Source organism: Lachnospira eligens, from assembly GCF_009680455.1.
GTDB lineage: Bacteria > Bacillota > Clostridia > Lachnospirales > Lachnospiraceae > Lachnospira > Lachnospira eligens_A.
In genome coordinates this window covers 316,723-329,431 of record NZ_WKRD01000001.1, presented here as the reverse complement: position 1 = coordinate 329,431, position 12,709 = coordinate 316,723, and the positions used below count along the sequence as shown (strand labels likewise).

At 38.7% G+C, this 12,709-nt stretch carries 11 protein-coding genes; 6 read left to right on the top strand and 5 right to left on the bottom strand.

Annotated features, from left to right (window positions below; all coding sequences use genetic code 11):
• Positions 1–33: 33 nt before the first annotated feature.
• Genes GKE48_RS01620 through GKE48_RS01595 form a run of 6 tightly spaced genes read left to right on the top strand, consistent with a single transcriptional unit; the run spans position 34 to position 7,442 of the window.
• Complete coding sequence (locus GKE48_RS01620; RefSeq protein WP_022099211.1) at positions 34–1,155, top strand: protein kinase family protein; 1,122 nt, start codon at positions 34–36, stop codon at positions 1,153–1,155.
• Between the two features lie 45 nt (positions 1,156–1,200).
• Positions 1,201–2,556: a PEGA domain-containing protein gene (locus GKE48_RS01615; protein WP_173016872.1), complete on the top strand. Its 1,356-nt coding sequence runs from the start codon at positions 1,201–1,203 to the stop codon at positions 2,554–2,556.
• A gap of 5 nt (positions 2,557–2,561) precedes the next feature.
• The gene (locus GKE48_RS01610) at positions 2,562–3,752 is read left to right on the top strand and encodes a DegT/DnrJ/EryC1/StrS family aminotransferase (protein WP_022099213.1); all 1,191 of its coding nucleotides are present in this window, start codon (positions 2,562–2,564) and stop codon (positions 3,750–3,752) included.
• Between the two features lie 42 nt (positions 3,753–3,794).
• Positions 3,795–4,514 (top strand): sugar transferase, encoded by a 720-nt coding sequence (locus GKE48_RS01605; protein WP_012738355.1) that lies wholly within the window; start codon positions 3,795–3,797, stop codon positions 4,512–4,514.
• A 7-nt stretch (positions 4,515–4,521) separates the two neighbouring features.
• Positions 4,522–5,580 carry a glycosyltransferase family 2 protein gene (locus GKE48_RS01600; protein WP_154300328.1) on the top strand — a complete coding sequence of 353 codons (1,059 nt, stop codon included), beginning with the start codon at positions 4,522–4,524 and terminating at the stop codon, positions 5,578–5,580.
• Positions 5,577–7,442 (top strand): polysaccharide biosynthesis protein, encoded by a 1,866-nt coding sequence (locus GKE48_RS01595; RefSeq protein WP_416388730.1) that lies wholly within the window; start codon positions 5,577–5,579, stop codon positions 7,440–7,442. The genes GKE48_RS01600 and GKE48_RS01595 overlap by 4 nt, the downstream gene beginning before the upstream one ends.
• Before the next feature lie 252 nt (positions 7,443–7,694).
• Here GKE48_RS01595 and GKE48_RS01590 read toward each other — a convergent pair whose 3' ends face one another.
• The 5 genes from GKE48_RS01590 to rfbA all read right to left on the bottom strand — a co-directional run bounded on the left by GKE48_RS01590 (position 7,695) and on the right by rfbA (position 12,653).
• Positions 7,695–8,540 carry a hypothetical protein gene (locus GKE48_RS01590; RefSeq protein ID WP_154300327.1) on the bottom strand — a complete coding sequence of 282 codons (846 nt, stop codon included), beginning with the start codon at positions 8,538–8,540 and terminating at the stop codon, positions 7,695–7,697.
• A 546-nt stretch (positions 8,541–9,086) separates the two neighbouring features.
• Positions 9,087–9,698 carry a dTDP-4-dehydrorhamnose 3,5-epimerase gene (gene rfbC / locus GKE48_RS01585; protein WP_012738359.1) on the bottom strand — a complete coding sequence of 204 codons (612 nt, stop codon included), beginning with the start codon at positions 9,696–9,698 and terminating at the stop codon, positions 9,087–9,089.
• A gap of 21 nt (positions 9,699–9,719) precedes the next feature.
• On the bottom strand, positions 9,720–10,637 hold the full coding sequence (gene rfbD / locus GKE48_RS01580; RefSeq protein WP_012738360.1) for a dTDP-4-dehydrorhamnose reductase: 918 nt from the start codon (positions 10,635–10,637) through the stop codon (positions 9,720–9,722).
• Positions 10,638–10,668: 31 nt separating this feature from the next.
• On the bottom strand, positions 10,669–11,688 hold the full coding sequence (rfbB, locus tag GKE48_RS01575; RefSeq protein WP_022099217.1) for a dTDP-glucose 4,6-dehydratase: 1,020 nt from the start codon (positions 11,686–11,688) through the stop codon (positions 10,669–10,671).
• A 65-nt stretch (positions 11,689–11,753) separates the two neighbouring features.
• Positions 11,754–12,653: a glucose-1-phosphate thymidylyltransferase RfbA gene (gene rfbA / locus GKE48_RS01570; protein ID WP_022099218.1), complete on the bottom strand. Its 900-nt coding sequence runs from the start codon at positions 12,651–12,653 to the stop codon at positions 11,754–11,756.
• Positions 12,654–12,709: the final 56 nt, after the last annotated feature.

The following is a 12,709-nucleotide window of genomic DNA, read 5'->3' as shown; positions in this document are numbered from 1 at the left end:
GCGTCTGTATTAAGTGCGGAAATGGGGGATTATATGAACGATAAATCATTGGAATGTATTAGATTTTATGATATTCAGGTTAATAAAATGGTAAAAGGTCGTGGAGGAGTAATTCTTTTTACAGACAGAGGGTGCAGACTTTTTCTCGAGTGTTCAAGAAATGATGGGTTTTATCTGAGAGATGAGGCAGTGACAAAAGCAGTTAGTGATGCAGGCTTTGAAAATGTGGATACATATGTGAGAAATCAGGATGGAGAACTTTTTACTGTTGGAGATGATGGGCACAGATATGTAATGAAGAACTGGTTTGGAGGCAGGGAATGTGATGTCAAGTCTGTGAATGACGTGATGGAGGCGGTAAGGACTCTGGCAAGACTTCATATTTGTCTAAATGTTGTTTCGTCTAATGGTGTAAGATATTTAAGGAATAATGTAAATACAAATATTACAAAGCAATGGGAATGTATGGCGCTTGCAGAGACCGCAGATGAGCAGCCCGAGTCAGAATTAAAGGCCAGTGAAAGCATCGTACATAATGCTGTACATTTTGACAGGGGAGCAGGGTTACGCACCAATATGGAAAGACATACAAAAGAAATTAAAAAGGCAGCTAATTATATGCGTGGCAAGAAAAAGAAAAATGAATTTGAACAGATTGCGCTTGGTGCGGTTGATACATTTTTCAGGGAAGCGGATGAAGCGAGCAGGAATATTAATTCAAAACGTTTTGATGAGCGCTTTGACAGGATGGAACAGACTAATGAGCTTGTGCATGGAAGCTATAATTATCATAATGTGTTTCTTGATGTTGGTAATGGCGGCAATGCAGTGACTAATTTTGAAAAATGTCATAATGACTGTCAGGTTGCAGATCTTTACCAGTTTTTAAGAAAGGTTATGGAAAAGCATGACTGGAATATTAATGTGGCATACAGACTGGTTGATGAATACGACAGATTAAAGCCGCTTGAAGATGATGATATTGACATGCTTGTGACATTATTGAGCTTTCCAGAAAAATTCTGGAAGATCATAAATCAGTACTATAACGCAGGAAAGGCGTGGGTTCCTGCTAAAAATATAGATAAATTAAAGATTGTTATTGAACAGAATATGCGCAGAAGAGAATTAATTGATAAAATGTGTGGTATGTGATAAAATCTGATGATACGAGGGAAAAAGTATTTGCGAGGAATGCTTATGAAAAGAATAATTGCAGTGTGTATGCTTATGGTGTTAATTGTAAGTCAGACAGCATGCACATTTTCCAGAAATAATGACAGGGCGGTGATACCAGGAAGCAGTATTACCCCCGCACCAGGTGCCGCAAAGGAGATTAAGGGTGATGGAGAGAATCCTACACTTACAGGAGTTCTTACATTGAGAGATGCTGACACGGGCAGAATGCGGTTTGTAGATATAAAGACAGGAACAGAATATGAAGTCCCTTATACAGGCAGTACAGATATTCAGGATGCTTACGGAAAGATAAAAGCAGCTTCTACCATGGATATGGGTGGAATATATGATGTATATGTGGATAAGAAGGGCAAGGCGGTGAAGATACACGGAAACAGTGATGCCTGGGTAAGATATGATGTTTCAGGAATAACCGTAGATGAGAATTCAAGGAAGTTAAGCATTGGGGCTTCCAATATGATATATGAAAGTTACACAGTTGTGCTTTCAGGAGAAGAACGTATAAGTATTGCACAGCTCGTTGACCAGGATAAGCTGGTTATCAGGGGCGTTGGAGAGAAAGTATATTCGGTGAATGTAACTGCAGGACACGGATATCTTAAACTTACAGGTGTAGATGCACTTGTTGGTGGTTATGTAAGCATAGGTAATAAACAATTACTGGGTGTTACAAAGGATATGCTGGTGACTGCACCTGTTGGAACACATACGGTTAATGTACGTAATGGCAACCTGTCAGCAAGTAAGACAGTGACTATAGCTAAAGATGAGACTACATCAGTTGATTTTTCTGAAGTACAAAGTGATCCGGTTAAGATGGGGGCTGTTAATTTTTCAGTTACTCCGAAGGGCGCGGTTATGAGCATTGATGGTGTTGAGGTTGATTATTCTACTCCAGTGTCACTTTCTTATGGAACTCACAGAATTAAGCTGGTAGCCAACAATTATCAGGAATACTCTGAGATTATAAATGTTAACTCAGCTTATGTTACGAAGGTTATCGATATGACTTCATCCGGTACATCAACAAGTACAGCGGCTGATAATACAAGTGGATATAAGGTATCAATAACAGCACCTAAGGGAGCGGTTCTTTATGTTAATAGTGAATACATAGGAACTGTTCCATGTTCATTTGACAAATCATCTGGAAAGAAGACGATTACACTTTCGCAGAATGGATATAATACAGTTAGTTATACAATATCAATTGCTAATACAGCAGGAGACCTGACATATGCATTTCCAGAAATGATAAGTGGAGGTACCCAGGAGACTACAACACAGGTACAGGTTCCAACAGTCACTCCTGCAACAACAAAGTCATCTACAAAGCAGAGTACGAAAAGGAGATAAGAGTTATGAATATTTTATTTTCACCACCAGATATAACCGAGGAAGAGATTCAGGCAGTTTCTGAGGCTTTAAGGTCAGGATGGATTACAACAGGTCCAAGAACTAAAGAGTTTGAAAGAAATATTGCTCAGTTTACAGGCTGTAACAGGGCGGCATGTCTCAATTCAGCTACAGCATGTTTAGAGACAGCACTCCGTCTGTTAGGAATCGGTGAGGGCGATGAGGTTATTGTTCCTGCATACACTTATACAGCATCTGCAAGTGTCGTTGCGCATGTTAATGCAAAGCTTGTTCTTATTGATGTTGAAAAGGACACATATCACCTTGATTATGACGCGCTTGAAGCTGCAATTAATGAGAGTACCAAGGCTGTAATACCTGTAGATATAGGTGGTGTTATGGTTGACTATGACAGGATAAGAAAGATTGTCGAGAGTAAAAAGAATATATTTAAGGCTTCAACACCCCTTCAGGAGGCACTTGGCAGAGTTGCAATTGTTGCTGATTCTGCACATGGTTTCGGAGCAAGTGAGGGTGGTGTTATGAGTGGAATGAAGGCTGACTTTACAAGCTTTTCATTTCATGCAGTCAAGAACCTTACAACAGCAGAAGGCGGAGCTCTTACATGGAGAAGTATTCCGGGAGTTGATGATGAGGATATATATAAGCAGATAATGCTTTACTCACTTCACGGACAGTCTAAGGATGCGCTTGCAAAGACTAAGCTTGGTGCATGGGAATATGATATCAAAGGAACTTATTACAAATGTAACATGACTGATATTATGGCTTCTATTGGGCTTGTACAGCTTAAGAGATATCCGGGACTTCTTAAGAGAAGAAGAGATATAATTGAGAGATATACACAAGGGATTGCAGCCGATGATGTGGATATTATGAAGCATTTTACAGATGAATATACTTCAAGTGGTCATCTGTATCTTGTAAGGCTTCTTGGAAAGGATGTTAAGGAGCGTAATGAACTGATTACAAGACTTGCTGAGGCAGGTGTTGCAACTAATGTACATTTTAAGCCGCTTCCAATGCATACGGCATATAAGAACATGGGATTTGATATTAAGGATTTTCCACATTCATATAATATGTATCGTAATGAGATTACACTGCCGCTTCATACATGTCTTACTGATGAACAGGTAGAATATGTAATAGAGCAGTTTAACAGAATGAAATAATCGGACATTAGTTATACAACAACAAAAAGGGGATTGATTACGATGGAGTTAAGACCATGGCAGCTTCTTCCTGATGAAATGAGAACTAAGGAAGTAAGAAAATACTATAATATACTTATGAAACACAGAATGTGGTTAGAGATGAAAAGAGTGCTTGATGTTATTGTTGCTGGTATTATGCTGGCAGTTTTAATTATTCCAATGGGAATAATTGCACTTGCAATCAGACTTGATTCACCGGGACCTGTTTTTTTCAGGCAGGCGAGAGTAACACAGTATGGAAGAATTTTTCGTATATACAAGTTCAGGACTATGGTTGACAATGCAAGTAAGCTAGGGGCAGCAGTGACTGTAGATAATGATTCAAGAATCACTAAGGTTGGAGCATTTTTACGAAAGTACAGAATGGACGAGTTTCCTCAGCTTTTTAATATACTTGCAGGGGATATGACTCTTGTCGGAACAAGACCGGAAGTTCCTAAGTATGTTAAGAAGTACACCAAGGAGATGTATGCGACACTTCTTCTTCCTGCCGGACTTACATCAAGGACAAGTATTGCTTATAAGGATGAGGACAAGCTTCTTGGTGAGGCTGTTGATGAAAAAAGTACAGATAATATATATCTGAATGAAGTATTACCGGCAAAAATGCGTTATAACCTTGAAAGTATGAAACATTTTGGCGTGAAAGCTGATGCGGCTGTATTGTGGGATACATTTACATCAGTAGTTGGAAGTGAAAGAATGACTGTTAAAAAGTAGGTAGAGTATGTTTATTACAATTGCCGTTATTGCATATAATGAGGAGAATACGATAAAGAATATTCTTGATGACATAAGCAGGCAGGATTATGATCATAATCTTATGGAAGTTGTGCTTGTTGATTCTGCATCAACTGATGGAACGAAGGCGGTTATGCAGAAGTTTGCTGATGAGAATAAGATGGGAGCAAGACAGATAGTTGTGCTTGATAATCCTAAGAAGACGCTTCCGTGTGGATGGAATGTGCTGCTCGATAATTATACAGGGGAAGCTGTTATAAGAGTTGATGCGCATGCACATATCCCGGTGGATTTTGTCAGCAAGAATGTTAAAGTTTTAGAAGAAGGCGAGATGGTTGTCGGTGGTGTCCGACCTAATATAGTTGATGAAGAGACACCATGGAAGGATACACTTCTTCTTGCCGAGAGTTCTATGTTTGGTTCAAGCATAGCACCTTACCGTAATGGCGGGAATGGAACGGAAGAAAAGATATATATGAAATCGCTGTTCCATGCTGCATATAGAAGGGAAGTTTTTGAAAAAATCGGACATTATAATGAGTCTCTTGCAAGAACTGAGGATAATGAAATTCATTACCGTATGAGAAAAGCAGGGTTTAAATTAAGATTCTGTCCGGATATAATATCATACCAGCATACAAGAAGTTCACTTCCTAAGATGCTTAAGCAGAAATATGGCAATGGATACTGGATTGGAAAGACAAGCAAGGTATGTCCAGGATGCCTTTCTGTATATCATTTTGTTCCGTGGGCTTTTGTCATGGCTATTATTGTTACAACAGTTGCAAGTGTGTCATGTAAGCTGCTTGCTGTGAAGTCGTTTTTTTCTCGTATTGTATACGGACTTACAGGACTTATGTGGGGAGCATACTGGCTGTTGGCGGTGGTTATGTCGGTAGTTGCAGTAATAGGAGCTAAGAAGGAACGCAATAAAACATGTTTTGCACTGCCATTTTTATTTTTCCTGTTGCATATTTCTTATGGAATTGGTACAGTATGTGGGTTAGCTGCTAAAAAGCCTGCTAAAGAAACGAGGAACAGATGATGGGTGAGACTAAAAAGGATAGAATACAGCTTCTGGTAAGAAGATTTTTCTTGTTTTTAACAGATACATTTTTACTGAATGCATGCGTATATCTGTCGCTTATTATGAGATTTGATGTAGGTATTGTATCTATAGAACCTCAGTATATTAGTAATTATGTAGAGAACATGCTTCCGTACACGATAATGTCTCTGCTTATATTCTGGCTGTTCAGACTTTATCACAGTCTGTGGCAGTATGCGAGTATAGCTGAGGTGTACAGAATTGCTGAAGCGTGTATTATTGTAGAAGTAGTGCATTTCTTAAGTAATAAGATTGCGGGTAATATGCTTCCTAGAAGCTGTTATTTTAATGCGGCAATATACCTTATTATTGCAATATGTGCAAGTCGTTTTATGTACAGAATGATAAGAACTGTTCTTAACAAATACAGAAATATTAAGACTTCCAACAATGTAATGATTATTGGTGCCGGAGAGGCAACTAATGTCATTATGAGAGAAATACAGAATTCGAGCTATCTTGCCAACTCTAATATTGCATGTATTATTGATGATGACCGCCGCAAGGTTGGTAAATACATACGAGGCGTCAAGGTTATAGGAACAAGGGACAAGATTAAGGAAGCAGCAAAGCTTTATGATATTGATGAGATTATATTTGCAATTCCATCAGCATCTAATGAAGTTAAAAGGGATATATTAAACATTTGTAAAGAGACTGATTGTACTCTTAAGATTCTGCCAGGTGTATATCAGATGGTAGATGGAGAGATTAATGTTAACTCTATCCGTAATGTTGATGTGCTTGACCTTCTTGGAAGAGACCCGATTGAAGTAGATATTGAATCTATCATGGGTTATGTTAAGGATAAGGTCATTATGGTAACAGGTGGTGGCGGTTCTATTGGTTCAGAGCTTTGCCGCCAGCTTGTAAGTCACAAGCCTAAGCAGCTCATTATATTTGATATATATGAGAATAATGCCTATGATATTCAGCAGGAATTAAAGATTAATTATCCTGATGCCAATGTTGTTACTCTTATTGGTTCGATAAGAAATGTTTCAAGACTTGAAAGCGTATTTGCACAGTATAAGCCAGATATTGTATATCATGCAGCAGCACATAAGCATGTACCGCTTATGGAAGTCAGTCCTGATGAGGCTGTTAAGAATAATGTTGTCGGTACATGGAATGTTGCAAGGATGGCTGATAAGTATGGGGTTAAGAAGTTTGTTATGATAAGTACAGATAAGGCTGTTAATCCAACTAATGTAATGGGAGCAACAAAGCGTATCTGTGAGATGATTGTTCAGACGTATAACGAGATATCCAAGACAGATTTCGTTGCTGTAAGATTCGGTAATGTACTTGGAAGTAACGGTTCAGTCATTCCTCTTTTTAAGAGACAGATTGAGGCTGGTGGACCGGTTACGGTTACAGATCCTAATATTATAAGATATTTCATGACTATACCAGAGGCGGTTTCACTTGTTCTTCAGGCAGGTGCATATGCCAAAGGTGGAGAGATATTCATTCTTGATATGGGTGAGCCTGTTAAGATTGATGATCTCGCAAAGAACCTTATCAGACTGTCAGGTTATACACTTGGCGTCAACATGGAAATTAAATACACAGGACTCCGTCCTGGCGAAAAGCTCTACGAAGAGCTTCTTATGAAAGAAGAAGGTCTTCAGGAGACAGATAACAAGCTTATCCACATTGGAAAACCAATTGAGTTTGATAAAGAGAATTTCTTTGATAACCTTGAGAAGCTTAAGGAAGAAGCTTATTCAGAAACTGGTAATATAAGAGAATCACTGAAGAAGGTGGTTGATACTTATCATCCGAATGAACATTAATGGAGAAGACCTACTAACATGCTTTTTATAAGGATGTTGGTAGGTCTTTTTTATAGAAAATTGTTGGAATTTATTAGCTGGGAGATGAGATGGTGGGAAAAAGACCTACTATATAGTATATATTACTAAGATTAGTGTGCTTTTCAAGTTGCTAGTTGATTTTTGGGGAGCGAAAAACATCTACTCAATTAACAACTTTGGTTAATTGAGTAGGTGTTGTGTGAAAGAATTGAACCATTAAAGCTTCATTGACTATAAAAGATATTCATTAATATTAATATCAATGGTATTGGAATTGAGAGGAATAGAAGAAGATTCGAAGGTGGCAATAAAGTTCCTGCCTAATACATAACCGGATTTAGCGTAATCGTTAATCTTCTTTAATGTTTTGTTCATATAATCAGAATCTCCCATAATGCCGAAGTGTTCCCATATGAATTCCTGACGGGTATTAATATTGAGGCAGGTAAAATCAGGATGGACGGTTACCCCGGTAGAAAGCACAAGCGGATATTCATACTTATATGGAATATTGTGCTGTTTTAGTTTGTTGGCGATTATTAATTCGGATTTAGAACGCACCTGTTCTCCGTTATCAGAGTAGAAGTCAGGAGTATCATCAGGAATGTCAAGAGAATTATATTGAACATTATTCCAGAGATTCAATGTATCTTCGGCAGGTGTATAGACTGGTGTAATAAGTTCCTGTCTTATCTCATTAAGAGAATTGTATAAATGTTCAATCTGTTCAGGAGAATAGTTCTTAAGAAAAGTTTCAATAGCATGAAGTTCATGTTGGATTTCATGCTTGACTTTCAGATCATATTCCTTCTGAGCCAGACTCTTCGCAAGATTAAGATTAGATTTCTTTTTTATGTATGTTCCTGTTCTGTCAGTAGAATCTGTTCTGTGATAATATTGATGGGCGTTGCCACGCTTAGCAATGCGGAGTGTTCCGTCAGGGGCATTACTTAGTCTTGAATTGATAGTGTTGAGAAGCAAAATAAGTTCGGATTGACGATTGGAAACAGCACTGATAGTTAAATCAGGTGATAAAAGCATTGCATTTAATATTCTGTTATTGGCTATATGGTTCATATATCAACCTCCTTATGTAATTATATTAATACTATACAATATAACTATGATAAACACAATATCAAAAATATATATAAATGGTGAAATGATAAGAAAAAATTTTGCTAGGATAGGGGATGCCTACGAAACAAGGTAAAGTCTGACGAATAGTGGGTGAAATAAAACAGGAAGAAAGTTGTTGGAAGAGAGAAAGCCTACGAAATTATGCCAAGCTGTGTTATCAGTAGGTTTTTCGACAGCAGATTCTTAACCAGGACAGGAAAATAAAGAAGAAAAGACCTACAAAAAAGTAAAAAATATGTAGATTAGTAGGTGAATGCTATATGAAGAGTCAGAAAAAGAGATGAAAAAGCGCACTAATTAAATAAAAAAGAGGAGATTAGTAGGTCTTTCGGCATAGTAGTGCGAAAAACCGGCTAATCTCCCCTGAAAACCGGATAAAAGTATTCATAACCGGGTAAAAATATCCAGAATCAGATAAATACCTTGAAAGTAAGACAAATACACTAAAAGCAAGATAAAATCTAGAAATATAATATCTCGAAATTAGTCAAACTTAAATGTGTTCTCAAGTGTATCCCAAAGCTGGTCCTTATCACTTAAGTTGAGCTTTGTTCCATCGCTTAAAGCATAGCCTTCGCCTGAAGCTGAGCCATTGTAAGTGCCTGTAAGCTCTGGCCATTCAATACCGATTGCAGGGTCATTCCATGCGAGACCACCCTCGTCGTTAGGATGATAGAAGTCATCGCACTTGTAGCAGAATTCCGCTGTATCAGTAAGAACGAGGAATCCATGTGCAAATCCCTTAGGGATAAGGAACTGCTTCTTATTCTCCTCTGTGAGAAGGATTCCGTACCACTTTCCATAAGTTTCAGAGTCTGTACGAAGGTCAACAGCTACATCAAAAACAGCTCCCTTGATAGCTCTTACAAGCTTTGTCTGTGGGAAATGCTTCTGGAAGTGAAGACCACGAAGAACACCCTTAGTACTCATAGACTGATTGTCCTGAACAAAGTTAATATTGATACCAGCTTCTTCCATATCACGCTGGCTGTATGTTTCCATAAAATATCCACGGTTATCGCCGTGAACAGCAGGAGTGATGACACAAAGTCCTTCGATACCTGCGACATTCTTTTCAATTGTAATCTGTCCCATGATAAAATCTCCTTTGAAATATTAAATCTCACCGATTTCCTTTAAGAATCTGTGAAGAGCATCCTGCCATGTTGGAAGCGGAGTGAATCCGTTAGCAGTAAGTTTGCTCTTATCTAAACGGCTGTTAAAAGGTCTTGCAGCTTTAGAAATGCCGTATTCAGCAGTAGTTACAGGTGTAACCTTAGTAGAAAGACCTGCCTGTGCATAGATTTCCTTAGTAAAGTCATACCATGAAATGTATCCACCTTCATTAGTTGCATGGTAATAACCGTATTTGTCAGTTTCAACCATATCAACAAGAAGTCTTGCAAGATCTAATGTGTAAGTTGGTGTACCAATTTGGTCGTTGACAACACGAACCTCGTCATGAGTCTTTCCTACATTAAGCATAGTCTTAATAAAGTTCTTTCCATTAACACCAAATACCCATGCAATACGCACGATAAAGTATTTGTCAAGAGTGTTAGAAACAGCAAGTTCTCCGGCAAGCTTAGTCTCTCCATATACATTAAGAGGCTTGTAGTCCTTGCAGTCTGGTTCCCAAGGTGTTTCACCCTGACCATCAAATACATAATCAGTACTGATGTATACCATCTTGCAGTCAAGCTGTTTGCAGACATTGGCAATATTCTGAGTACCATCCGCATTGATAGCCTTAACCTTGGCTTTCTTATCATCATCTTCAGCAGCGTCAACGGCTGTCCATGCTGCGCAGTGAATTACAACATCAGGTGAAACCTTAGTGATAACTTCAGAAACCTGGGCAGCATCAGTTATATCCATAGGTACATATTCGGCTGTTGTGACAGCGCTTCCATCAGCAACTCCTGAATATTCAGGTGCGATGTCGCTGCCAACGCCTGTATGACCTCTGCCTATCAGTTCATTCATAACGTCGTGGCCAAGCTGACCGCCAACGCCGGTAACTAATATCTTCATGTCAAATCTCCTTACAGAATAAATGTGTTAATTAGCGGTTGCTATACATTTTCTCATAGTAGTTCTGATATTCGCCAGAAATGATTGTCTCCCACCATTCCTTATTATCAAGATACCACTGAATTGTCTTCTTGATACCGTCTTCAAACTTAGTTTCTGGAAGCCATCCTAATTCATTGTGAATCTTAGTTGGGTCGATAGCGTAACGCATATCATGTCCCTTTCTGTCACCTACATGAACGATAAGTGATTCAGGCTTGCCAAGCTCCTTGCAGATAAGCTTAACGATATCAATATTTCTCTTCTCGTTGTGTCCACCAACATTGTATACTTCACCAACACGTCCCTTGTGGATGATAAGGTCGATAGCCTTGCAGTGATCCTCAACATAGAGCCAGTCACGAACGTTAAGACCTTCGCCATAAACTGGAAGTGGCTTATCGTTAAGAGCATTAGCAATCATAAGAGGGATAAGCTTCTCTGGGAAGTGGTATGGTCCATAGTTATTAGAGCATCTTGAAATAGTAACAGGAAGTCCATAAGTTCTGTGGTAAGCAAGAACAAGTAAGTCTGCGCCAGCCTTTGATGAGCTGTATGGGCTTGATGTATGGATTGGTGTCTCTTCTGTGAAGAAAAGGTCAGGTCTGTCAAGTGGAAGATCGCCGTATACTTCATCAGTAGATACCTGATGGTATCTCTGAATACCGTACTTTCTGCAGGCATCCATAAGAACCTGTGTACCAAGAATATTAGTTGTAAGGAAAACTTCCGGGTTCTCGATAGAACGGTCAACGTGTGATTCAGCAGCGAAGTTTACAACCATATCTGGATGCTCTTCTTCGAAAAGCTTGTAAACAGCTTCGCGGTCTGTGATGCTTTCCTTAACGAATCTGAAGTTAGGGTTAGACATAACAGGCTCAAGAGTTGAAAGATTACCTGCATATGTGAGGCAGTCAAGACAGATGATTCTGTAGTCTGGGTATTTGTTTAACATGTGAAATATAAAGTTACTTCCGATAAATCCGGCTCCACCGGTAACAATAATTGTCATAATTAATCTCCTTAATATTTAAAATGTGTTCTTATATGAAAAATGTTTTAACTAAATGTACTTAATTATTCATGAAGCTTGTCGACATATTTGCCGTCTAAGACATCCTTTAAGTACTGACCATACTGGTTCTTCTTTAATACTTCATATACCTTGAGGACGTCATCTTTGTTAATCCAGCCGTTTAAGTAAGCAATTTCTTCAAGACATGCAATCTTTCTGTGCTGATGAGTCTCAACAGTCTTAACAAAGTTAGTAGCTTCTACAAGGCTTTCATGTGTTCCTGTATCAAGCCATGTAAATCCCTGACCGAGAAGCTCTACATTTAAAGTACCCTTCTCTAAGTAGATACGGTTAAGATCAGTAATCTCAAGCTCGCCTCTTGCAGATGGCTTTAAGTTCTTAGCGTATTCAACAACCTTGTTGTCGTAGAAGTAAAGACCTGTTACACAGTAGTTGCTCTTAGGCTGCGCTGGCTTTTCTTCGATAGAGACAGCCTTTCCTTCATTATTAAATTCAACAATACCAAATCTTTCAGGATCATCAACATAGTAGCCAAATACTGTTGCACCCTTTCCTGATTCAGCATTCTCAACAGCTGCCTTAAGTCTTTTCTTAAGACCGTGACCTGCAAATATATTATCACCAAGAACCATGGCAACAGTGTCATCACCGATGAATTCCTCACCGATAATAAATGCCTGTGCAAGTCCGTCCGGGCTTGGCTGTACAGCGTAAGTAAGGTTGACACCGAACTGGCTTCCATCCTTTAAAAGCTCTTTGAATCTTGGAGTATCCTGTGGCGTAGAGATGATAAGAATATCTCTGATTCCAGCACTCATAAGAACTGAGAGTGGATAATAAATCATTGGCTTATCATAGATTGGAAGAAGCTGTTTACTAGTTACCATTGTGAGTGGGTAAAGGCGTGTGCCAGAACCACCAGCTAAAATAATACCCTTCATAATTGAAGTTCCTCCTTGTTTGTTAAAATGTTATGTTAATTTTCAAGTAGACATTT